Here is a 20,556-nt window from a genome sequence, read left to right on the forward strand (position 1 = left end):
CTGGAACAACAATTGTCGTTTCAGGCGCACTGAACGACAAGAGCGATCTGCGAAGGTCAACCGGCCGGCGCGCCGGATCACTCCGGCGCAACGGACTCAGGACACGCCACTGTCCGCCTGTTCCCTGTCCACAGCTCCGCAGAGGTCCAGCACGGTCATGGTGGATCACGGGAAATGCGATCCGCCGATTGTCCGACGGTCTGCGGCGGCCGCATTCAGGGGCAATCCCCAGCGCGGCGAGCTACACGTCCCTGCGCCGTCGCTGTTCAGATCGGCCTTGAATCCGATCGATGTGCAACGACGCCGGAATGGCCGCGTCATCCGACCGGCGGGTGACGGCCGGGTTCTCCAGGCCTTCCGCCGGCCCTGCGTCCCTCGTCTCGACACCCGGAAGAGACAGCGTGAATATCGCCCCAGGGCCGTCATTGGCATGGGCCCACAGGCGACCCCCATGGTTCTCGACGATGGTGCGGCTCACCGACAGGCCGATCCCCAGACCCTGGCTCTTGGTGGTGTAGAAGGCCTCGAAGAGGCGATCCGCGTCGACCTCGCCGATGCCGACGCCGTTGTCCTGGACCGAAAGCTGCAGCCCGCCATCGGCGCTGCGTTCCGTCCTGACCTGCAACTGTCGCGGACGGTCATCGACGGTGCTCAGGGCGGCCGAGCCATTCATCAACAGGTTCAGGATCACCTGCTGCAGCTGGATGCGGTCGCCTTTGACCAAGGGCAGTGCCGGGCAGAACTCCGCACGCAGCGACACGCGGTTGCGCTGAAGCTCGCTCATCGACAGCGCGATCACTTCGCGTGCGGCCTCGTTGATGTCGACCGCCTCGGTCGCCGTGTTCTGCTTCGCGAAGAGCGCGCGCAGGCGCTTGATCACATCGCTTGCGCGATGGCTGTCGCGAATCGAACGCCGCACCGTTTCGAGCGCCGCCTTGACGTCCGGCGGATTGGCCGCGAGCAGGTGCTGGCAGGCGCTGCAGTTGTTGATGATGCCGGTCAGCGGCTGATTCACTTCGTGGGCGATGGAGGCGGTCAGGACGCCCATGCTCGCGACGCGCGTCATGTAGGCGAGCTCCGACCGCACTTGCGTGAGCGCTTCTTCGGAGCGTCGACGCTCAGTCACGTCCTGGATCGAGCCGACGTACTCGAGCCCGCCTTCGGCGTCCAGGCTCGGATAGGCCGTGATGCGCAGGTTCTTGTACGAACCGTCCCGCATCCTGAGGCGGGACTCGTAATCGAGGTCCTCGCCGCCCGCTCGCGCCTGCGAGACCTTGTCGTACAGCAGAGCGACATCTTCGGGATGCACCCGGTCGGCGACGCGATCGAGCGTGACCGGCGAAGCCAGGGGCAGGTCGAGGATCCGGTAGAACTCGTCCGAGGCGGTGATCTCGTCGGTGTCCACCCGCCAGTAGAAGCTTCCGGTCTGGCTCACGCGCTGGCCCTCGGCCAGCAGCACCTCGCTGCGGCGCAGCTTCTCCTCGGCCAGCTTGCGATCCTCGATGTCCACGTTCGAGCCGAACCACTTGACGATGTTGCCCTCGGCGTCGCGCAGCGGCGCGGCGCGAAAAAGGAACCAACGGTACTTCCCGTCGTAGCGGCGCATCCGCGCTTCGGTGTCGACCAGGGCGCCGGTCTCCAGGCAGCCTTTCCAATGGGCGAAGAGACCGGCCACGTCCTCCGGGTGGATCACGGAACTCCAGTTCCAACCGGCCGCCTGCTCGACGCCGAAGCCCGCATAGTCCAGCCAGCGATCGCTCAGGAAGTCGCAGTAGCCGTCCGGTCGCGTGGACCATGCCGTCGTGGGAATGGTGTTGATGATCTGGACGAGATTGCGCTCGCTCGCGCGCAGTGCGTCTTCGGCCCGCCTGCGGTCTTCGACGTCCACATTGGTTCCGAACCACTTCACGATGTTGCCGGCCGCGTCGCGCAACGGATTGGCCCGGAAGAGAAACCAGCGGTACTCGCCGTCGAAACGCCGCATCCGGGCCAAGGTGTCCACCGGGGTGCCGTTGGCGAGGCAGCCCTTCCAGTAGTTGAAGAGCCCGTCGGCGTCGTCCGGGTGGATGACGGCGCTCCAGTTCCAACCCACGGCCTGCTCCAGCGTGTAGCCCGCATAGTCGAGCCATCGATCACTGAGGAAGTCGCAGTAGCCGTCCGGCCGTGTCGACCATGCGGTGGTCGGGATCGTGTTGATGATCTGGATGAGATTGCGTTCGCTCTCGCGCAGTGCCTCCTCCGCCCGCTTGCGGTCCTCGACGTCCACATTGGTTCCGAACCACTTCACGATGTTGCCGGCGGGGTCGCGCAGCGGGTCGCCAAGAAAGAGGAACCATCGGTAGGCGCCGTCGAAGCGGCGCATGCGAGCTTCACCGTGCATCGGCTCGCCGGTCGCCAGACACCTTTGCCACTGCGCGGTGAGCGCGGGCAGGTCATCCGGGTGAATGGCGACGCCCCATCCCCAGCCGATGGTCTCTTCCAGGGTCACCCCCACGTAGTCGAGCCATCGCTGGTTGACGAAGTCGCAGTACCCGTCGGGCAATGCGGACCACGCCGTCATCGGGATGGTGTCGATCATCGCGTGGAGATCGAGCTCGACCGATCTCGGCGCCGAGGCGGCCCGGGGGTGGTCGTCGCGCTGGCGCGTGTGCAGCTTCCCTTCCTCTACAAGGTCGTCGATGTCGCAACCCACGCCATACCACTGGGTGATGCTTCCTTCCTCGTCGCGTGCCGGCGACGTCGACATCCGGAACCAGCGAAACGTGCCGTCCCTGCGACGCAGGCGCGCCTGCGTCTCTCCAGGCTGGCCGGACGACACGATGCGCAGCCAGGATTCGAGAAGGCCGGGCAGGTCGTCGGGATGGGCGAGCAGTTGCCAGGCCGCAGAGGCATCCCCGGCGTCGATGCCGGCGTACGCCCGCCAGCGCCGGTTGACGAAGCTCGGGGTCCCGTCCGGTCGGGCGGTCCAGACCAACCCGGGGAGGGCGTCGGCGACCCGTGCGAAATCGTCTTCAAGGATCGAGAGTCCGGCCGCAACGATCGGAGTGGGGTCGACCATGTCTAGTGGGCTCTTCCAGTGGCGGTGTTGAGCGCGTCGAGCAGGGACTCCTCGGTGAAGGGCTTGAGCAGGCAGGCCACGGCACCTGCGCTGATGACCCGAGAACGCGTCGCTTCATCGGCATGCGCCGTGATGAAGACGATCGGGAGCCGCTGCGCCAAGGCCTCCTGCAGTTCGGAGCCGGTCATGCCGGGCATCGCGATGTCCAGGAGCACGCAGCGCGTCTGCGCCATACAGTCCGAAGTGAGAAAGTCTTCCGCCGAGGCAAAGGTGCGCACCGAGAAGCCGAACGCTTTCAACAGATCGGGCAGGGACTCGCGGACCGATTCATCGTCATCGATCACGGACACGAGGGGTCGCGCGGCGCTGGCCTCCGCGGGCTCGCTCAGCGTGACATTGCCCGCCCTTTTTCCCTCACGCGTGAACCGTCGTCCACGCTTGATGCATTCGAGCACTTCCCCGGCGTGCGTGACGCGTGGCAGTGTGGGCAGGGCCGAGTCGCGCTCCACATCGGGGTGCTCGCTGGCGCCTTCGTCAGCCCTGTTCAACGCACAGGTTGATTCGCGCACGGAAGCGTCGTCATGGACGACGAAGACCCTCGACACGTTGAGTGCGTTGGACACGGCAAAGCCCTGGTTTCGACGGAAAGTGCGTTCGCACGGCGGACGCTCCCTCCCCTGATTTGTCGGACCGCCTATGCTGCACCGACCTTCGATCCGGGTCGATGACACTTTGGTATCGCCCCGGTTGCGAACGCACCGAAGCAGCGCGAGGGCTCGTCGCCGTGGACGATCGCGTTGACAGCCGTTCGATGGCCCGCCGTGCGCTCAGTCGGCGATGAGCGCCCGTGCCGGCTCGCTTGGCAGCGGCTCGGCATCGAAGCGCTCGAACCCGCTGTAGCAGAGGAAGTGACGGTTGGCCGCGCGCCCGAAAAGCGTCATGCCGAGCTTCTCCGCCAGTTCGTGCCCCATGGCCGTGACGCCGTTGCGCGACACGATGATCGGCACGCCCATGTGGGCCGACTTCATGACCATTTCGCTCGTCAGGCGACCGGTCGTGTAGAAGATCTTGTCGCTCCCGGCAATGTCGTGAATGGCCATCCACCCTGCGATGGTGTCGATCGCGTTGTGCCGGCCGACGTCTTCCACGAAGACCAGCATGTCGGCACCCTGGAACAGCGCACAACCGTGCACCGACCCCGCCTGCCGATGCACGCTGTTGCGCGATCGCATGGCTTCCAGGACGCGCAGCAATGTACCTTGGGCGATGCGTGCCGTTCGAGCGCTCGGCAACCGGACGGCGTCGATCTGCGCCATCGCATCGCCGAAGACCGTTCCTTGCCCGCAGCCCGTGGTCACGACCCGGCGCGCGGTCTTGCGGGCGAGGTCCTTGACGCCCGCACGCGTCTTCAGAGCGGCCGCGCCGACGTCCCAGTCGACGTCGATGCTCTCGACATCGCCTGCGTGGCGGACCAGGTTCTGATTGAGCAGGTAGCCCAGCACCAGCAATTCCGGCGACGCGCCCAGGGTCATCAGCGTGACGAGCTCGCGCTTGTCGACGAAGACCGTCAACGGCCGCTCCGCGGGGATGTCGATGGCACGGCGCTCGCCGTGCTGGTCGACGATCTCGATCCGGCGCAGTAGCGGCCCGGACGCTTGGCTCATGCGAGGGGCGTCCATCCGACCCGGAAGCGGGACCGCCTCGAAAGCCGACGGTGCTTCGTCCTCCGCGCCAGGTTCGTCGACCGATGCAAGGCGAGCGTCGTCGGGCTTCGGAGGGCGCGTGGCTGTGGTCATGTCCCATGGGTGAGGCGTGCGCCTCGCAACTTGAGGTGGGTAGGCGACCCATCGTATCCGACAAGCCATGGTCAGAATGTCGGAGGAGAATTGCGAGCGAAGGCGCAAGGATTGTTTCCTGTGACCGCCCACGCGACGCATTTCAACCCCTTGTCTCACTGAACGGGAGCCCCGGATGATCCACCGCGACGAGAACGTCACCGGCCTGGTGCTTGCGGGCGGCCGCGGCAGTCGGATGGGCGGCGTGGACAAGGGCTTGCAGACGCTCGAGGGCAAGCCGCTTGTCGCGCATGCGCTCGCGCGGCTGGCGCCCCAGGTGGGCGCCCTCCTGATCAACGCCAACCGGCATCTCGACCGCTATGCCGAGTTCGGTGTCCCGACGTGGCCCGATGCGGACGCGGATTTTGCGGGTCCGCTTGCGGGCTTCCTCGCGGGGCTGGCGCACTGCCAGACGGATTGGCTTGTGACCGTTCCCTGCGACACGCCACGCTTTCCGTTAGACCTTGTCGCCCGCCTGGGCGCGGGCCGCGGAAGCGGAAGGATCGCCGTCGCAGTCACCGAGGAAGACGGCCGCAGGCAACGGCAGCCGGTGTTCTGCCTGATGCACCGGAGCCTGCACGAGGATCTGGCCGACTTCCTGGCGGGCGGTGGCAGGAAGATCGACCGATGGCTTGATCAGGTCGGCTGCGCCGATGTGTACTTCGAGGAAGCGGGGGCCTTCTTCAACGCCAATACGATCGACGAACTGCGCCAGCTCGGCACCGATTGATGACCTGCGCTGCCCGGGGCCCTCAGGCGGTCGCCTTGTTCTCCTTCGCGTTCATCGCCCCCGTGCCGTAGCCTGCCGCTGGCTTCGGGTCGCCGCCGCGTGTGATGCGCACCGCGCAATACTTGAATTCCGGAATCTTGCCGAACGGGTCCAGCGCCGCGTTGGTCATCATGTTGGCCGCGGCCTCGTAGTACGCAAAGGGGATGAACACCGCCCCGTGCGGCGTGCCGTCGTCGCGGCGGATGTGGATCGCCACCTCGCCGCGTCGCGACTGCACCGTGATCACGTCGCCGGGCGCCAGGCCCATGGCTTCCAGATCCTTGCCGTTCATGGACGCCGTGGCCATCGGCTCCAGCGCATCCAGCACCGTCGCGCGCCGCGTCATGCTTCCGGTGTGCCAGTGCTCCAGCTGGCGGCCCGTGATCAGCACGAAGGGATACTCCGCATCGGGACGCTCATCGGCCGGAATGATGTCCGCGGGCACCAGCGTCACGCGGCCGTCCGCCGTCGGGAACGTGTTGATGAACACCGTGGGCGATCCCGGATCGTCCGCGGAAAGGCACGGATAGGTCACGCTCGATTCGCGCTGCAGCCGCTCCCAGGTGATGCCGTTGATCGCCGCATGCATGGCCTGGCGCATCTCGTCGTATACCGCCGCGACGCCGCTCTCTTCGCCCTGGTAGTCCCACGTCAAGCCCATGCGCCTGGCGATCTGCTGGATGATCCAGAGATCCGGCTTCGAATCGCCCGGCGGGTTCAGCGCGCGCTTGCCAAGCTGCACCATGCGGTCGGTATTGCTCACGGTGCCGGTCTTCTCCGGCCAGGCGGTCGCGGGCAGCACCACGTCGGCCAGCCACGCGGTCTCGGTCATGAAGATGTCCTGCACCACGAGATGCTCCAGCGAGGCCAGTGCGTGGCGCGCGTGGTTCAGGTCGGGGTCGCTCATGGCGGGGTTCTCGCCCATGATGTACATGCCGCGGATCTTGTGCGGGTCGCTGTCGGGCGACAGGGCCTTGTGCATGATCTCGACGACGGTGTAGCCGGGCTTTTCGTCCAGCTTCATGCCCCAGAAGTTCTCGAACCAGGCGTGCGCGCCGGCGTTGTCGACGCGCTGGTAGTTCGGGAACATCATCGGGATGAGGCCCGCGTCGCTGGCGCCCTGCACGTTGTTCTGGCCACGCAACGGATGCAGGCCGGAACCCGGCTTGCCGATCTGGCCCGCGACGGTGACCAGCGCGATCAGGCAGCGTGCGTTGTCCGTGCCGTGCACGTGCTGGCTGATGCCCATGCCCCACAGGATCATCGCGCCCTTGGCCTTGGCGAACTCGCGCGCCACTTCGCGCAGGGTCTGCGCCGGAATGCCGCAGATCGGTTCCATCGCCTCGGGGCTGTAGCCCTTGACGTTCTCGCGCAGCGCCTCGAAGTTGTTCGCGCGGTCGCGCACGAACTCCTGGTCCGTCAGACCCTCTTCGATGATCACGTGGATCAGCGCGTTGAGCATGGCGACATCGCTGTCTGCCGCGAACTGCAGGGTGCGCCAGGCGTACTTGCCGAGGTCCGTGATGCGCGGGTCGGCCAGCACGATCTTCGTCCCGCGCTTGGCCGCGTTCTTCATCCAGGTCGCCGCGACCGGATGGTTGGCCGTCGGGTTGGACCCGATCACGATCACCATGTCGGAGTGCTCGACGTCGTTGACCTGGTTGCTCACCGCGCCCGAGCCCACGCCCTCCAGCAACGCCGCCACGCTGGACGCATGGCACAGCCGCGTGCAGTGGTCCACGTTGTTGCTGCCGAAGCCGGTGCGGACCAGTTTCTGGAAGAGGTATGCCTCCTCGTTGCTGCCCTTGGCCGAGCCGAATCCAGCCAGCGATTTCTTGCCGTGCGTGTCGCGCAGGCGAACCAGTTCGCCGGACGTGTACGCCAGCGCTTCTTCCCATGTCGCTTCGCGGAAGGCCTCGCTCCAGTGGCCGGGCCGTGGCGCGTCGGTCTCGTCCTTGGGAATGCCCGGCTTGCGGATCAGCGGCTTGGTCAGGCGGTGCGGGTGGTCGACGTAGTCATAGCCGAAACGCCCCTTGACGCACAGGCGGCTGTGATTGGCCGGGCCGTCGCGGCCATCGACGCTGACGATCTTCTCGTCCCTGACGTTGTAGGTGATGAGGCAGCCGACGCCGCAGAACGGGCAGACCGAATCGACCTTGCGGTCCACCTTCTGCGGGCCGATGTGCGTCTTGGGCATGAGCGCACCGGTGGGGCAGGCCTGCACGCATTCGCCGCAGGCCACGCAGGTGCTCGCGCCCATCGGATCGTCCAGGTCGAACACGATCTTGCTCGCCTCGCCCCGCATGGCGTAGCCGATCACGTCGTTCACCTGCTCTTCGCGGCAGGCGCGCACGCAGCGGTTGCACTGGATGCAGGCGTCGAGGTTCACCGCCATCGCCGGATGGCTGACGTCGGCGGCCGGCTGCTCGCGGCGCAGTGCCTTGAGCTCCGGGCGCACCGCGACGTCCAGCTTCTTCGCCCAGGCGCTGAGTTCGCCATGCTGCTGCGCTTCGTCGTCGCCGATCCACTTGTAGCCGTGATCGGGCATGTCGGACAGCAGCATCTCCACCACCATCTTCTGGCTCTTCAGCGCGCGTTCGCTGGTCGATTGGACTTCCATGCCGGCCGTGACATTGCGGCAGCAGCTCGGCGCGAGCGTGCGTTCGCCCTTGACCTCGACCACGCAGGCGCGGCAGTTGCCGTCGGGGCGATAGCCGTCCTTGTAGCAAAGGCGGGGGATCTCGATGCCGTGACGGGCGCCGGCCTTCAGGATGGTTTCGCCTTCGAAGGCGTGGAGGGTCTTGCCGTCGAGCTTGAACTCGATGGTTTGCGGCGTCACTTCCACGATGCGTGCCGGAGCATTCATGCTGCTTTCCCCTGTTCGGTGGCTGCGGGATTCTTCGGCGGCGGGACAAAGGGCGGCGTGCCCTTTTCGCCGATTTCCTGCGGGAAGTACTTCTGGATGCAGCGGATCGGGTTGGGGGCGGCCTGGCCCAGGCCGCAGATCGATGCGTCGCCCATCACCTGGCTCAGGTCTTCCAGCGTGACGTTGTCCCACACCGGCGCCTGCATGAGGGCCGCCGCCTTGCCCGTGCCGACGCGGCAGGGCGTGCACTGGCCGCAGCTCTCGTGCTCGAAGAAGCGCATGACATTCAGCGCCGCGTCGCGGGCCTTGTCGTGGTGGCCCAGGATCATGACGGCCGCCGAGCCGATGAAGCAGCCGTGCGGCTGCAAGGTGTCGAAGTCCAGCGGCACGTCGCCCATCGAGGCGGGCAGGATGCCGCCCGAGGCGCCGCCCGGAAGGTAGGCATAGAAGCCGTGGCCCGGCAGCATGCCGCCGCAGTACTCGTCGATCAGCTCGCGCACCGTGATGCCGGCCGGCGCCAGCTTGACGCCGGGGTTCGCGACGCGGCCGCTGACGCTGAAGGAGCGCAGGCCCTTGCGGCCGTTCCGACCGTAGCCCGAGAACCACTGGGGTCCCCTCCCCACGATGTCGCGCACCCAGTAGAGGGTTTCGAAGTTGTGCTCCAGCGTCGGTCGTCCGAACAGGCCCACCTGCGCAATGTACGGAGGACGCATGCGCGGCTCGCCGCGCTTGCCCTCGATGCTTTCGATCATCGCGGACTCCTCGCCGCAGATGTAGGCGCCAGCGCCGCGCCGCAGTTCGATCTTCGGCAGCGGGCAGGGCGGGTCGGCCTGGAGCGCGTCCAGCGCAAGCTGCAGCAGCGCGCGGCAGTCGTGGTATTCGTCGCGCAGGTAGATGTAGCAGGCGGAAGTGCCCACCACCTGCGCCGCGATCAGCAGGCCCTCGAGGAAGCGGTGCGGGTCGCGCTCGAGGTAGGTGCGGTCCTTGAAGGTGCCGGGTTCGCCTTCGTCGATGTTCACGGCCATCACGCGCGGGGCGGGCTGGTCGCGGACGATGCGCCACTTGCGCCCTGCGGGAAAACCTGCGCCGCCCAGACCGCGCAGACCTGAATCTTCCATCGCCTTGATGACGGCTTCGTGCGCCATCGCTCCACCGGCCATCGCGGCGGCCAGCCGATAGCCGCCGTTCGCACGGTAGGTCGCGTAGTCGGTGGCTGCCGGGATCGCCTCGGTCTGCGCCGCCGCAGGCGAGACGCTTTTCTCTGCGAAGGATGCCGGGTCGAAATGGACCGACGCGCGATGGGGCATGGCTGCCGTCGACCGCTTGCGCTCGACGTCCACGGCTTGCGCGACCTTCTCGACAGTGGCCAGCGGCACGGCCGACTGGTGCACGGCGACGGCCGGCGCCTGCTCGCAGCGGCCGATGCACGGCGCCGCCATCACGCGCACCGCGGTCCCCAGGATGGAAGGCAGCTTCGCCAGCAGGTCCTGCGCGCCGGCGAGTTCGCACGCCAGGCTGTCGCACACACGGACGGTCAGTGGCGCGGCCTGGTCGTCGCCGCGAATGACGTCGAAGTGGTGATAGAAGGTCGCCACTTCATAGACCTCGGCCATCGGAATGTTCATTTCCTTGGCCAACGCCACCATGTGCCGCTCGTGCAGGCCGCGCCAAGCATCGTTGATCTTGTGCAGGTTCTCGATCAGCAGGTCGCGGCGATGGCCCTCGGTGGGCCGCTCCCCGATCAGGGCCTGTATTTCCGCAAGGGAAGCCGCGTCCGCCTGACGGCCTTTGAGCTTGCTCTTGCTGCGAATGCGCTCGCGAAGATCCTCGGCTGACGCGATCGCCACCGCCTTGACTTCGTTGCGTTGACCTGGGTGATTCATGTGCCTTGGTCGTTCCTTGATTGTCGTCAACAGGCCGCGGCTGGCCGCGGCTGGCATGGTGCGTTCCTTGCCCGCACGTCCCGATTTGCCCTGTCGCTATTCTTGCGCATCGCCACAAACTGTCGCGACGCGGGCCCCCAGGGTCAAATTCGTTCGGCAAATCGCCCGATTCAACGATTGAATGCGCAAGTGCCTCCTTGCGGCTCGCGGGGTATCCCTAAGCCCGACCTCACCCTGCGTCCCGCCGAAGAAGACCGCGGAATTCAACTCCTATACTGGCCGCAATGCCCACCCCCGAACGACGTGCCTCCACCGATGTGCGAATGCGCGGCTTCTCGCAGCGCGCAGAGGTGCCGGCCGCGCTCGCCTGGATCGATGCCCACACACCGCTGCTGCCCGGCGAATCCGTGGCGGTCGACCAGGCTGCGGGCCGGGTGCTTCTGAATGACGTGATCGCGCCCATCGCGGTGCCCGAGTTCGATCGTGCGGCCATGGATGGCTATGCGTTGCGCGGCGCGGAGACGACGGGGGCCGGGGACTACAGCCCGCTCGAGTTTCCGCTCGTGGGCCATGCCTGGCCCGGGCGACCTTTCGAGGGCACCGTGCCGGCGGGCGCTGCCATCCGCATCATGACCGGCTCCCCGGTACCGCCCGGACTGGATGCCGTGGTCCCCGCCGAATACGCGAGCGAGCAGGACGGGCGCCTGACCATCACCCGGGCGGTCGCACCCGGCCAGCATGTCGGCCTGGTTGGCGAGGACATCGCGCGCGGCAGCCTGGCGCTGGCCGCGGGCCGCCGGCTGCGACCGCAGGATGCAGGGCTGGCCGCCTCGCTCGGCCTCGCGCAACTGGAAGTGGTGCGCCAGCCCCGCGTGCGGCTGCTCGTGACCGGCAACGAGGTGCGCCCGCCCGGCATGCCCAAGGGGCCCTGCGAGATCTATGACGCCAACTCGGTGATCTTGCGCGGCCTGGTGGCGCGCGATGGGGGCCTGCTGGCGTCGCACGAGCGGCTGGGCGACGATCCGCAGGTCATCGCGCAGGCGCTGACGGCCCCCGGGGCCGACGTGGTCCTCGTCTCGGGCGGCTCCAGCGTCGGAGCCGAGGACCATGCGCCGCGCCTGCTGGCGGAACTCGGTGAACTGGCCATCCACGGCATCGCGATGCGGCCCTCCAGCCCGGCCGGCATGGGCCGCATCGGCGATACGCTGGTCTTCCTGCTGCCGGGCAACCCGGTCTCCTGTCTCTGCGCCTACGACTTTTTCGCCGGCCGTGCGATTCGCCGCGTGGGGGGCCGGCCCGCCGATTGGCCCTACCGCCAGACGCGCGCGACCGTGGCGCGCAAGATCGTCTCGCAAGTGGGGCGCGTCGACTACGTGCGCGTGAAGATCGGCGAGGCGGGCGTGGAGCCGCTCGCGCTGTCGGGTGCGTCCGTGCTGAGTTCGACCACGCGGGCGGACGGATTCGTGGTTGCGCCCGCGGAAAGCGAAGGCTTCGGGGCCGGGACCGAAGTCACTGTCCATCTCTACGAATGCCTGTGAAAGCCCAATCGCAATTTCTCGATGTCGTCACGCGCGACGAGGCCGAGCGCCGCTTCCGCGAACACCTGAAGCTCGCCCCGCTGGGCCGCGAGACCGTCGCGCTCGACGCGGTCCTGGGCCGCGTGCTGGCCGAGGACGTGATCGCCGCGATCGACGTGCCCGGCTTCGACCGCTCCAACGTCGACGGCTTTGCCGTGCAGGCCGCCGACACCTGGGGCGCGATGGAGGAGCAGGCGCGCATGTTGAGCCTGTCCGGCGAGACGCTCGCGCCCGGCGTCGTGCCGCGCCATGAAGTGGCGAGCGGCCAGGCGACGGCGATCGCCACCGGCGGCATGCTGCCGCGTGGCGCCGATGCGGTGGTGATGGTGGAACACACCGATGCCGGTCACGCCGACGTGCAGATCCGCCGCGCCGCCACGGCGGGCGAGAACGTCAGCTACGCCGGCACCGACATCGCGCGCGGCGAAACGGTGCTGCGCGCCGGCCAGCCGCTGAGTTCACGCGAGATCGGCGTGCTCGCGGCGCTGGGTCTGGCCGAGGTCAGCGTGTATCGCAAGCCGCGCGTGGCCATTTTTTCCACCGGCAACGAGATCGTCGCGCCCGGCGCCCCGCTGCCCACCGGTGCCGTGTACGACTCCAACGCCGCCATCATCAGCGCCGCCGTCGAGGAACTGGGCGGCCAGCCGGTGCGCCTGGGCGTGATTGCGGACGACGAGGCCGCGCTCTCGGCCGCGCTCGCGCGGGGGCTGGAATTCGATGCCGTGGTCTTCTCGGGCGGGACGTCGAAGGGCGAGGGCGACCTCTCCTACCGCGTGGTCGCCGCGCTCGGCGATCCGGGCGTGGTGGCGCACGGCGTGGCGCTCAAGCCCGGCAAGCCCGTGTGCCTGGCGGTGACGGGCGGCAAGCCCGTCGTGATCCTGCCGGGCTTTCCGACCTCGGCGGTCTTCACCTTTCATGAGTTCCTGGCCCCCGTGCTGCGCGCCTTCGCGGGCCTGCCGCCGGAGCGGCGCGAGCACGTGGCGGCCACGCTGCCCCTTCGCGTGAACTCCGAGCGTGGCCGCACCGAGTACCTCCTGGTGGGGCTGGTGCCCCACGAAGACGGCCTCGCGGCCTACCCGATGGGCAAGGGCTCGGGTTCGGTCACCACCTTCAGCAACGCGGATGGCTTCATCACCATCGGCCAGCACACGGAAATCGTCCATGTCGGCGCGCCCGTGCAGGTGCAGTTGCTGGGCCAGGGGCTGGACCCGGCCGACCTGATCTTCATCGGCAGCCATTGCGTGGGCCTCGACTGGCTGGCCGGCGAACTGATGCGCCAGGGCATCCGCATCAAGGCGATGAACGTCGGCAGCACCGGCGGGCTGATGGCCGCCAAGCGCGGCGAATGCGACGTGGCGGGCATCCACCTGATGGACCCGGCCACCGGCGTCTACAACCAGCCGCTGCTCACGCCGGCGCTGGAACTGATCCCGGGCTATGGCCGCATGCAGGGCATCGTCTACCGGCCGTCGGATGCGCGCTTCGCGGGGCGTGATGCCGCCGCTGCCGTCGCAGCCGCGCTCGCCGAGCCCGGCTGCACCATGGTCAACCGGAACGCCGGCAGCGGTACGCGCATCCTCATCGACCGACTGCTCGGCGGTGCCAAGCCGCCCGGCTACGGCGTGCAGACCAAGTCGCACAACGCCGTGGCCGTCGCCGTGACGCAGCAGCGCGCGGACTGGGGCCTAGCCATCGACACCGTCGCGCGTCAGTACGGGCTGGGCTTCATTCCGGTGCAGGAGGAACGCTACGACTTCGTGGTGCCCAAGGCACGGCGCGGCCGCGCGCCGGTGCTTGCCTTTGTTGCGCTGCTTCAATCGGCCGCGGCGCGCGAGGCGCTGGGCCGACTGGGCTTTCGCGTCGATACGGACAGCTAGTTCAATGTGACCACGACGTTGGTCTCAGGTCCGCTGCGCATGACGAAGTTGACCGGGTGCAGCGCCTCGCCCGGGTCGCATGCGACCACCGGATTTAGCATGGGCGCGAGCGTCCCTGACAGCTTCCTTCTGAACGGCCCGACAGGCATGCACAACGCGACGTTGACCACTCCGGAGTTCTTCTCGTTTCTGTCCTTGTAGAACTTGTCGTTGACCGGAAAGGATTCCGGCCTGTAAGGGCCGTCTGGCGTGTCCTTGACGAAGATCGACAGATAGGATTCCCATCGCGTTCCCAAGTCGACGTCCATGCAGACGCCGGGTTTCATGGTGAACCAGCCTTGGAGCGTCACGTAGCACTGCGATTGCCGAAGCTCGCATCTCCCAGCTGAATCGTCCGAATGTTCGTGGATCACGGCAAAGACGATGTCGGTCTGTCGACCGTTGCACAACTTGTTCGTTCCCGCTGCGCCAGCGTGGAGCGCAACAGAAAGCAGCAGAACGCCGAACGCGTCGCGCGCGATTGATTTCATCGTTCCTCCTACAGAACTTGCGCGGGTACCCAGAGAAGTCCAACTTCGCTGGCCGCCGAAGCAGTCCCGAATCCTGACCGCACCGGCTTCCCCCAGGCGTAGGAGAGCTCCGCATCCTCGGACCAGAGAAGCTTCCCGCGGGGCATGGGATCCGGGTCGGCTCCGGCATCGTCCGCCATGGAGCGGAAGACTACATCAATGGGTCGCACACGGAATGCAGAAGCTGAACGTCGCCCCCGGCCCGTCGTTCGCCATCGCCCACAGACGTCCGTCATGGCTCTCGATGATCGAGCGGCAAATCGAAAGGCCCACGCCCATGCCGTGCGCCTTGGTCGTGTAGAAGGCTTCGAACAGTTTTTCGACGGTTCGAGGATCCACGCCCGTGCCCGAGTCCCGGACGGCCAGCCTGACGCCGCCGTCATCGTCTTCGTCGAGCATCGTCTTGACCAGGAGCGTCCGTGGCCGATCGTCGACCTCGGCCATGGCGTCGGCCGCATTCAGCAGCAGGTTGAGGATCACTTGCTGCAGTTGAACGCGATCGGCGCTGATGAGAGGCAGCTCTTCCGCAAAGTCCACCTGCAAGAAGGCGCGCTTTCTGTGGAGTTCGTCCGCCGACAGAGCGATCACCTCCCGTGCCGCGTCGTTGAGGTCGACCTTGTCCTTGGTCGGGGGCGTCTTGGAGAACATCGCCCGCAAACGCCTGATGACCTCCGCTGCGCGATTGGCGTCGCGGATCGTCCGCCACGCCGTCTTGGCGGCGCCGGACAGATCGGGGGGATCGGCAGCCAACATCCGTACGCTGGTGTTGGCGTTGGTCAGGATACCGGACAGAGGTTGGCTCACCTCGTGGGCGAGGGAGGCCGTCATGGCGTTCAGGGTCGCAACCCGCGCCACATGGGCGAGATCCGCCTGCGTTCGGCGCAAGTCTTCTTGCGCCTGCTTCCACTCGTGCATGTCCACGACTGTGCCGTGCCATTTCACTATGCGCCCCTCTGGATCAAGCAATGGCAGGGCCTTCGTCACGCACCACCGGTACGTGTGGTCGACAGAGTGAAACGTACGAACTTCGACCCTGAAGGGCGCGCCGCTTTTCACACATGACCTCCAGGCTGCTTCCGTCGGTCCGACGTCGTCGGAATGCAGCACCTTCATCCAACCCTCCCTCATCAGCTGTTCGGTGCTGAAACCGGTGTAGTCAAGGAAGCGGCCATTGCAGTAATTGATCACCCCATCAGGCGAGGCACTCCAAAGCATCTCCGGTATGGTTTCGGTGATCTGGAGAAGGTTTGATTCGCGTACGCGCAACGCTTCTTCGGTTCGCTTCTGATCGTCGATGTCGGTCGTCGTACCGACAAATCTGAGGACTTTTCCTTCTTCGTCACGCAAGACGACGGCTTGCTGGAGGTGCCAACGGTATGTCCCGTCCTGAGCGCGGAGAGACCGGGTTTCGAACGCGAAGCCCTGTCCCGATCGCACACCGGCCCAAAAGGCCCTGGTTGCCAGCTCCCGATCTTCAGGGTGGATCGCGGTCATCCAGGCATCGGGATAGGACCGGACGAAGTCAAGGGTCTGGCCAGAGAATTCGAGCCAGACTTGATTCACGAAATCCGGTGTTCCATCAGGGTTCAGCGTCCAGGCGGATACAGGAAGAAGATGCAGCAGCCCAACCTTGATCTGCAACTCGGTATAAAGGGCGGCGTTCTCCAGTGAAATAGAGGCCTGCGAAGCCAGCAGGTCCAGAATGGCAACCCGATCCGACGTGAAGACACCCGGCGACAAGTTGTTCTCGAGATAGAGCGCTCCGACAAGCTTCTTCTGCTTGACAATCGGAACGCACAGGACCGATCGAGAGCGCATCAGATGTAGATATTCGTCATTGGCATAAACGTTGTCGGAGGAGGCATCATCCAACAGCACTCGCTCCTGTGTCCGGATCGCGTACTGCAGCACAGTCAGCGGCAGATCGGACGACGTGATGGCGGCTGCGTGCCGGGTCGCGACCTCGATCTTGCCCACTCCGGTCGTGGCCTCCGCTTCGATCCGCGGTTCCCCTCCCCTCATCAGAATCAGCAGGCCCCGCTCAGCCCCGGCATGTTCAATGGCCGTGCGCATGAGCGTGTCAATCAGCTTCTCGTGCTCGATTTCGCCCGATACTGCCTCCGATACGCGGACGACGGTGGCCAAGTCCAGCTGCTTGACGGAAGCGAAAATGGCACTTGCGCCGGATGATTCTGTCCTCGCCTTGATCTGCGGGTAAGACTGCTCGAGCTGTCGAACTTTCGCGTCTGCGCCCCAACGCAAATAGCAGTCCCGGGCGTCTTGCAGATAGACGCGAGCAATCTTGTCGAAACCACGTGTCAGATAAAACTGCGCTGCGCATTCGTTGGCGACCGCCTCGCAATGTGCGAAATCGTTTTCGGCTGCCGAAGAGATGGCCGATTCATAGAAATTCTCAGCATCGAGTTTCCGATCTTCAATGCGCGCGATCTCCGCGCTGATGAGCGCGGTTCTCGTCCCGAAGTTCGCAGGGCAATGAAGCGCCCATATCTCGATCTGTCGGTGATGGTCGCTGAGCGCGGCGAGATGCTCCTGTCTCTCTTCAGAAGACGCCGAGTTCCAGGCACCCGCATGTGCCAGGGCGGCATAGAAGCGAAAATCTGCCGTCTCCACTTGCGATGCCGCCGGCCACAGTAACGGATGGGCTTTCCGGGCTGCCTCGACAGCCGAAGCGTATTCTCCAGCGAAGAATCTGGCCTGCAACTTTCGAGTCCAATAGAAGAACTCGGCGAGAGCCAGCGCCGGATTGCTCGCAAGACGATGTTCGGTGTCCGATTCGCTGTAGTCGTCAGCGTCGAAGCATCCAAACGTCGAAGTCAGCCCGCGAAGGGTTCGAATGAGACCCAACTGGGCCCCGCAATTCTCCGCCACCAACCCGAAACCGGCCTTCCTGACAAAGATCAGGCCCTTCTCCACCTCAGCCTGCGCTTTGGAAAGAGGGTCGCCCACGGCCAGATAATTGGTGATCAGCGCATGCCAGCTGTACGCGGAGAATGTAAGGTCCCCTGTTCGATATGCCACATCGAAGGCACGCCGGATCAGTTCACGTCCCTGCGCAGCGTGCTTGGCCCAAGGCGTCAGCGTACCAAACGAGATGTAGGTTCTGGCCTGGTAGCGAGTCAGGTTGCGCTTCTCTACAAGATCGTGACCTAGCTGGCCGAATCGGAATCCGTCTTTGTAGTTGTTGAAGCGCGGTCCAGCGAACATTCCAAACCAGACATAGCCGAAACAGGCCGCATCGCAGTTGCCGTACTGCAGGCAAGAGCTCACGATGCGGCAGACCACCAGCGTCGACAGATTCTCATCGAAGAACATGGCTGGATGTACAACTTCGGCGAAGACATCGAGCATGTCGAGGACATCGGGATCTTCGAGCAGCGGCAAATCTACAAGATCCTCGATCTGACGATCGCGAACCAGCGACCAGATTCGGTTGTACTCCAGCATGACGTCATCGCGCGCAGGATGCCGCGACCAAACCGTTCCATTGCGGCGAAGGTAGTCCAGGAGCACCTCGATGGCGCGATCGCTTCGGTCCAGGGTTGTGTAGAGGGTGATCCGCAAGCGCGTGACGATCGCAAAGTCGTGGTGGCCCGTCGCACGCTGCGCCAACGTGGCCAAGCGGCCCTCGGCTGCGACCATGTCTGCGCCATGTAGTTCGCACTCAGCGAGGAGAGACTCGATCGAGAAGACAAGTTCATAGTTGCGCCCCCAAACTTCTTCGGTCAACAACGCGCGACCGGCATGGAGGTATGTCAGTGCCGAGGCGTAAGCTGTGGATGCCATCGCCCGATGGCCCGCGATCCGATTCAAGCCGGCGACGCGTTCGCGCTCACCCGCATCCGTGAGCAGATGGGCCCCCCGGTTGAGCTGATTGACGATCTCGAAGATCTCCTCCCTGAGTTTGTCGGGAGGCGTGTGGGCGGCCATCAACATGCCGATTCGCAGATGTTTCTCTGCCCGTAACTCTGGAGGAATCAGGGAGTAGGCCGCTTCCTGGACTCGGTCGTGGAGGAACCCGTAGGAACCTTCTGATCGATGAATGAAACCCGTCCGGACTGCTTCCCAAAGCTGATCGTGTATCTCTTCGCTCGATTCTTGATAGACCCTGCTTACCATCGCGACGTCGGCGCTGTTGCCGAGACACGCAAGCTGCTGTATCGCCTTCTGCGTCCCGGCGGGGAGGCGCCTCAGCTTCGACACCATGAGGTCTACGACATTGTCGGTATAGCCCTTGGCATGAATGCGATCCAACTCCCAGAACCACCGCCCTTCACCGTGATTGAAATTAAGTAGTCCCTCATCGAAGAGACTGGATATGAATTGGATTGAGAAGAATGGATTTCCGTTGGTCTTCTCCTCGACCAGCCCAGCCAGCAGGCCGGCTTGTCCGGATTCACAATGAAGCGAATCCGCTATCAATTGCCCCAGGTCATAGCGCGTCAGAGGCGCGAGCACGATGTTCTGCAAGATGACTCCGGCCTGGCGCATGGCTTGCAGCTTGCGCATCAGCGGATGCTCCGAACCCACTTCATTGTCACGGTAGGCGCCGATCAACATCAAGCCGCTGACGTCCGGATGCGTGAGTAGATCCTCCATCAGATCCAACGTGGCCGCGTCGATCCATTGCAAGTCGTCGAGAAAGAGGGCGAGCGGGTGCTGCCGCGTAAATACGCCGATGAATCGACGAAGAACCAGTTGAAAGCGCCTCTGCGCATCCTGCGGCGGAAGCTGTGGAACACGTGGCTGCTCCCCGATGATGTGCTGCAACTTCGGAACGAGATCCACGACAAGCTGTCCGTTCGCACCCAGCGCCTCGCGGATTGCAAAGCGCCAACGGGCCAGCTCTTCTTCAGTCGTTGAAAGGATGGGGCGGATGAGGCTCTGCAGGGCGTGGGCGAGTGTCGCGTAGGGGATGTCTCGCTTGTACTGGTCGAACTTGCCTGAAGCAAAAAAACCTCGGGGCGGGACGAGCGGCTTGTGGAGTTCATTGACAACGGAGGATTTGCCAACGCCTGAGTAGCCGGAAACAAGAATGAGCTCCGGTCTGCCTCCGCCCACGACACGGTCAAAGGACGCTAGCAGGGCATGGATTTCGGATGTTCGCCCGTACAGTTTTTCGGGAATGAGCAGCCGGTCCGGCATGTCGTGCTCGCCAAGCGTGAAATCATCGATGCGGCCGTGAGGTGTCCACGCCTCGAGGCAGCGCCGAAGATCATGCGCCAGGCCCACCGCAGTCTGGTATCGCTCTTCGGCAATCTTGCCGAGGAGCTTCATGATGATGGATGCGACCGGGCGCGGGATATCCGGCGTCCGTTCGCGGGGTGATGCTGGCTGTCTGGCGATGTGGCAGTGCACCAATTCCAGCGGATCGGTAGCTTCGAATGGGAGCGCGCCGGTCAGCAGCTGATACAAGGTGATGCCCAGGGAGTAAAGATCGCTGCGGGAATCGATCGAGCGATTCATCCGACCGGTCTGCTCAGGCGCCATATAGGCGAGAGTGCCCGCAATGATCTCGGGCGGGGCAGGTGCTTGGCGCTCGCGGGGGAGCCGGGACGCAAATCCAAAACCGGTGAGCCAGGCGCGACCGGCGTCGTCGACCAGTGCGTTCGCAGGCTTGATGTCCTTGTGGACGAGCCCTTGCCGATGGGCTTGAGTCAGCGCCGCGGCCAAACCGATGGCAATGCGCAGAAAGCGAGTCAGAGCGAACGGTTGACCCTGGCGCTGCTCGATGACGCGATCCAACGGCTCGCCACCTGGATCCTTGAGAAGGAGAATCGCTCGCCCTTGGTGGCGCGTCAGCGCGAGCGGCTGGGCTGCCCATTCCGCATCGAGTTCGGTCGCAAGCGAGTATTCGTGATTGAGCTGTTGGAGACTCTGTGGCGACGGGTGTTCAGCCGCGACCGCCCTCGCCAAGATCGCCATCTCGTTGCCGCGTTCTCTGCCGCGATAGAGAGTAAAGTCAGCTCCTTCGCGGAGCGGCTCCAACACGTACTCGGAATCCTCCGCCATTAGAAACCCCTCTCCGTAGTCAGGACCATGAGCCGCGTTTCTCAGGCAAAGAGGAGTCGGGCCTGGAGTTTCCCCATCGTGTGCAATGCGGT

General features: G+C 65.2%; 11 protein-coding genes. 4 read left to right on the plus strand and 7 right to left on the minus strand.

The window, feature by feature from the left end:
* Positions 1–241: 241 nt before the first annotated feature.
* The 3 genes from ACSFBL_RS03870 to ACSFBL_RS03880 all read right to left on the minus strand — a co-directional run bounded on the left by ACSFBL_RS03870 (position 242) and on the right by ACSFBL_RS03880 (position 4,722).
* The gene (locus ACSFBL_RS03870) at positions 242–3,058 is read right to left on the minus strand and encodes a PAS domain-containing sensor histidine kinase (protein ID WP_435514419.1); all 2,817 of its coding nucleotides are present in this window, start codon (positions 3,056–3,058) and stop codon (positions 242–244) included.
* Between the two features lie 2 nt (positions 3,059–3,060).
* Positions 3,061–3,681 (minus strand): response regulator, encoded by a 621-nt coding sequence (locus tag ACSFBL_RS03875; protein ID WP_435514420.1) that lies wholly within the window; start codon positions 3,679–3,681, stop codon positions 3,061–3,063.
* A 204-nt stretch (positions 3,682–3,885) separates the two neighbouring features.
* Positions 3,886–4,722 carry a formate dehydrogenase accessory sulfurtransferase FdhD gene (locus ACSFBL_RS03880; protein WP_435514421.1) on the minus strand — a complete coding sequence of 279 codons (837 nt, stop codon included), beginning with the start codon at positions 4,720–4,722 and terminating at the stop codon, positions 3,886–3,888.
* A gap of 307 nt (positions 4,723–5,029) precedes the next feature.
* Between ACSFBL_RS03880 and mobA the strand changes: the two genes are divergently transcribed.
* Positions 5,030–5,623: a molybdenum cofactor guanylyltransferase MobA gene (gene mobA, locus ACSFBL_RS03885; RefSeq protein WP_435514422.1), complete on the plus strand. Its 594-nt coding sequence runs from the start codon at positions 5,030–5,032 to the stop codon at positions 5,621–5,623.
* A 22-nt stretch (positions 5,624–5,645) separates the two neighbouring features.
* Here the strand turns inward: mobA and fdhF are convergent, their stop codons facing one another.
* The gene (gene fdhF, locus ACSFBL_RS03890) at positions 5,646–8,528 is read right to left on the minus strand and encodes a formate dehydrogenase subunit alpha (protein ID WP_435514423.1); all 2,883 of its coding nucleotides are present in this window, start codon (positions 8,526–8,528) and stop codon (positions 5,646–5,648) included.
* Positions 8,525–10,411 carry an NADH-ubiquinone oxidoreductase-F iron-sulfur binding region domain-containing protein gene (locus ACSFBL_RS03895; RefSeq protein WP_435514424.1) on the minus strand — a complete coding sequence of 629 codons (1,887 nt, stop codon included), beginning with the start codon at positions 10,409–10,411 and terminating at the stop codon, positions 8,525–8,527. The genes fdhF and ACSFBL_RS03895 overlap by 4 nt, the downstream gene beginning before the upstream one ends.
* A gap of 323 nt (positions 10,412–10,734) precedes the next feature.
* Here ACSFBL_RS03895 and ACSFBL_RS03900 point away from each other — a divergent pair, with 323 nt between their 5' ends.
* The gene (locus ACSFBL_RS03900; RefSeq protein ID WP_435514425.1) at positions 10,735–11,949 is read left to right on the plus strand and encodes a molybdopterin molybdotransferase MoeA; all 1,215 of its coding nucleotides are present in this window, start codon (positions 10,735–10,737) and stop codon (positions 11,947–11,949) included.
* Entirely contained in the window at positions 11,946–13,865 is a 1,920-nt protein-coding gene (locus tag ACSFBL_RS03905) for a molybdopterin biosynthesis protein (RefSeq protein ID WP_435514426.1), read from the plus strand. Before ACSFBL_RS03900 ends, ACSFBL_RS03905 begins: the two co-directional genes overlap by 4 nt.
* Here the strand turns inward: ACSFBL_RS03905 and ACSFBL_RS03910 are convergent.
* Positions 13,862–14,191: a hypothetical protein gene (locus ACSFBL_RS03910; protein ID WP_435514427.1), complete on the minus strand. Its 330-nt coding sequence runs from the start codon at positions 14,189–14,191 to the stop codon at positions 13,862–13,864. The two genes, ACSFBL_RS03905 and ACSFBL_RS03910, sit on opposite strands and share 4 nt — an antisense overlap.
* A 72-nt stretch (positions 14,192–14,263) precedes the next feature.
* On the opposite strand from ACSFBL_RS03910, the gene ACSFBL_RS03915 reads away from it, so the two are divergent.
* Positions 14,264–14,389, plus strand: a complete 126-nt coding sequence (locus ACSFBL_RS03915) for a hypothetical protein (RefSeq protein WP_435514428.1) — start codon at positions 14,264–14,266, stop codon at positions 14,387–14,389.
* A gap of 201 nt (positions 14,390–14,590) precedes the next feature.
* On the opposite strand, the gene ACSFBL_RS03920 is transcribed toward ACSFBL_RS03915, so the two are convergent.
* Entirely contained in the window at positions 14,591–20,464 is a 5,874-nt protein-coding gene (locus tag ACSFBL_RS03920; RefSeq protein WP_435514429.1) for an ATP-binding sensor histidine kinase, read from the minus strand.
* Positions 20,465–20,556: the final 92 nt, after the last annotated feature.

Origin of the sequence: Variovorax glacialis (genome assembly GCF_051216375.1) — a bacterium.
In the GTDB taxonomy this organism is placed as follows: domain Bacteria; phylum Pseudomonadota; class Gammaproteobacteria; order Burkholderiales; family Burkholderiaceae_C; genus Variovorax.

Coding starts and splice junctions, on each gene's coding strand:
- ACSFBL_RS03900 (WP_435514425.1), top strand. CDS start 10,735: ATGCGCGGCTTCTCGCAGCGCGCAGAGGTGCCGGCCGCGCTCGCCTGG.
- ACSFBL_RS03895 (WP_435514424.1), bottom strand. CDS start 10,411: ATGAATCACCCAGGTCAACGCAACGAAGTCAAGGCGGTGGCGATCGCG.
- ACSFBL_RS03870 (WP_435514419.1), bottom strand. CDS start 3,058: ATGGTCGACCCCACTCCGATCGTTGCGGCCGGACTCTCGATCCTTGAA.
- mobA (WP_435514422.1), top strand. CDS start 5,030: ATGATCCACCGCGACGAGAACGTCACCGGCCTGGTGCTTGCGGGCGGC.
- fdhF (WP_435514423.1), bottom strand. CDS start 8,528: ATGAATGCTCCGGCACGCATCGTGGAAGTGACGCCGCAAACCATCGAG.
- ACSFBL_RS03920 (WP_435514429.1), bottom strand. CDS start 20,464: ATGGCGGAGGATTCCGAGTACGTGTTGGAGCCGCTCCGCGAAGGAGCT.
- ACSFBL_RS03915 (WP_435514428.1), top strand. CDS start 14,264: ATGTTCGTGGATCACGGCAAAGACGATGTCGGTCTGTCGACCGTTGCA.
- ACSFBL_RS03910 (WP_435514427.1), bottom strand. CDS start 14,191: ATGAAACCCGGCGTCTGCATGGACGTCGACTTGGGAACGCGATGGGAA.
- ACSFBL_RS03880 (WP_435514421.1), bottom strand. CDS start 4,722: ATGAGCCAAGCGTCCGGGCCGCTACTGCGCCGGATCGAGATCGTCGAC.